Genomic DNA, 3,144 nt, shown 5'->3' on the forward strand with positions numbered 1-3,144 from the left:
GAATGTTGATTTCTGACTTTTGTCAGATCGTTCTTTAAAAATTCGGATATGTGATAGATATAGACTGACATGCACTTTCACTGGTGTGTGATCAGGCTAAGGTAAAATTTGTGAGTTCTGCTCGAAAGAGCAACGTACGAATTTTCGGCGAATGTCGTCTTCACAGTATAACCAGATTGCTTGGGGTTATATGGTCAAGTGAAGAAGCGCATACGGTGGATGCCTTGGCAGTCAGAGGCGATGAAAGACGTGGTAGCCTGCGATAAGCTTTGGGGAGTCGGCAAACAGACTGTGATCCAGAGATCTCTGAATGGGGGAACCCAGCCAGCACAAGCTGGTTATCTTGTACTGAATACATAGGTGCAAGAGGCGAACCAGGGGAACTGAAACATCTAAGTACCCTGAGGAAAAGAAATCAACCGAGATTCCCTTAGTAGTGGCGAGCGAACGGGGACCAGCCCTTAAGTTGGTTTGAGATTAGTGGAACACTCTGGAAAGTGTGGCCATAGTGGGTGATAGCCCCGTACACGAAAATCTCTTATCAATGAAATCGAGTAGGACGGAGCACGAGAAACTTTGTCTGAATATGGGGGGACCATCCTCCAAGGCTAAATACTACTGACTGACCGATAGTGAACTAGTACCGTGAGGGAAAGGCGAAAAGAACCCCGGAGAGGGGAGTGAAATAGATCCTGAAACCGTATGCGTACAAGCAGTGGGAGCCTACTTTGTTAGGTGACTGCGTACCTTTTGTATAATGGGTCAGCGACTTATATTCAGTGGCGAGCTTAACCGAATAGGGGAGGCGTAGCGAAAGCGAGTCTTAATAGGGCGTTTAGTCGCTGGGTATAGACCCGAAACCGGGCGATCTATCCATGGGCAGGTTGAAGGTTAGGTAACACTGACTGGAGGACCGAACCGACTACCGTTGAAAAGTTAGCGGATGACCTGTGGATCGGAGTGAAAGGCTAATCAAGCTCGGAGATAGCTGGTTCTCCTCGAAAGCTATTTAGGTAGCGCCTCATGTATCACTGTAGGGGGTAGAGCACTGTTTCGGCTAGGGGGTCATCCCGACTTACCAAACCGATGCAAACTCCGAATACCTACAAGTGCCGAGCATGGGAGACACACGGCGGGTGCTAACGTCCGTCGTGAAAAGGGAAACAACCCAGACCGTCAGCTAAGGTCCCAAAGTCATGGTTAAGTGGGAAACGATGTGGGAAGGCTTAGACAGCTAGGAGGTTGGCTTAGAAGCAGCCACCCTTTAAAGAAAGCGTAATAGCTCACTAGTCGAGTCGGCCTGCGCGGAAGATGTAACGGGGCTCAAACCATGCACCGAAGCTACGGGTATCACCTTTGGTGATGCGGTAGAGGAGCGTTCTGTAAGCCTGTGAAGGTGAGTTGAGAAGCTTGCTGGAGGTATCAGAAGTGCGAATGCTGACATGAGTAACGACAATGCGAGTGAAAAACTCGCACGCCGAAAGACCAAGGTTTCCTGCGCAACGTTAATCGACGCAGGGTTAGTCGGTCCCTAAGGCGAGGCTGAAAAGCGTAGTCGATGGAAAACAGGTTAATATTCCTGTACTTCCAGTTATTGCGATGGAGGGACGGAGAAGGTTAGGCCAGCCTGGCGTTGGTTGTCCAGGTTTAAGGTGGTAGGCTGAAATCTTAGGCAAATCCGGGATTTCAAGGCCGAGAGCTGATGACGAGTTGCCATTAGGCGACGAAGTGGTTGATACCATGCTTCCAAGAAAAGCTCCTAAGCTTCAGATAACTGGGAACCGTACCCCAAACCGACACAGGTGGTTAGGTAGAGAATACCAAGGCGCTTGAGAGAACTCGGGTGAAGGAACTAGGCAAAATGGCACCGTAACTTCGGGAGAAGGTGCGCCGGTGAGGGTGAAGCACTTGCTGCGTAAGCCCACGCCGGTCGAAGATACCAGGCCGCTGCGACTGTTTATTAAAAACACAGCACTCTGCAAACACGAAAGTGGACGTATAGGGTGTGACGCCTGCCCGGTGCCGGAAGGTTAATTGATGGGGTTAGCGCAAGCGAAGCTCTTGATCGAAGCCCCGGTAAACGGCGGCCGTAACTATAACGGTCCTAAGGTAGCGAAATTCCTTGTCGGGTAAGTTCCGACCTGCACGAATGGCGTAACGATGGCGGCGCTGTCTCCACCCGAGACTCAGTGAAATTGAAATCGCTGTGAAGATGCAGTGTATCCGCGGCTAGACGGAAAGACCCCGTGAACCTTTACTATAGCTTTGCACTGGACTTTGAATTTGCTTGTGTAGGATAGGTGGGAGGCTTTGAAGTGGGGACGCCAGTTCTCATGGAGCCATCCTTGAAATACCACCCTGGCAACTTTGAGGTTCTAACTCAGGTCCGTTATCCGGATCGAGGACAGTGTATGGTGGGTAGTTTGACTGGGGCGGTCTCCTCCCAAAGAGTAACGGAGGAGTACGAAGGTGCGCTCAGACCGGTCGGAAATCGGTCGTAGAGTATAAAGGCAAAAGCGCGCTTGACTGCGAGACAAACACGTCGAGCAGGTACGAAAGTAGGTCTTAGTGATCCGGTGGTTCTGTATGGAAGGGCCATCGCTCAACGGATAAAAGGTACTCCGGGGATAACAGGCTGATACCGCCCAAGAGTTCATATCGACGGCGGTGTTTGGCACCTCGATGTCGGCTCATCACATCCTGGGGCTGAAGCCGGTCCCAAGGGTATGGCTGTTCGCCATTTAAAGTGGTACGCGAGCTGGGTTTAGAACGTCGTGAGACAGTTCGGTCCCTATCTGCCGTGGACGTTTGAGATTTGAGAGGGGCTGCTCCTAGTACGAGAGGACCGGAGTGGACGAACCTCTGGTGTTCCGGTTGTCACGCCAGTGGCATTGCCGGGTAGCTATGTTCGGAAGAGATAACCGCTGAAAGCATCTAAGCGGGAAACTTGCCTCAAGATGAGATCTCACTGGGATCTTGAATCCCCTAAAGGGCCGTCGAAGACTACGACGTTGATAGGTTGGGTGTGTAAGCGCTGTGAGGCGTTGAGCTAACCAATACTAATTGCCCGTGAGGCTTGACCATATAACACCCAAGCAATTTGCTGCTGCAGATTGTGGTGGTGAAGACGAAAGAACCGAAAGT

1 rRNA gene is annotated in these 3,144 nt (G+C 51.0%); it reads left to right on the forward strand.

What is annotated here, in order from left to right:
• The first annotated feature begins 192 nt into the window (after positions 1 to 192).
• Positions 193 to 3,084 (forward strand): 23S ribosomal RNA (locus PMI38_RS17615).
• Positions 3,085 to 3,144 lie beyond the last annotated feature (60 nt).

Origin of the sequence: Pseudomonas sp. GM84, assembly GCF_000282535.1 — a bacterium.
GTDB lineage: Bacteria > Pseudomonadota > Gammaproteobacteria > Pseudomonadales > Pseudomonadaceae > Aquipseudomonas.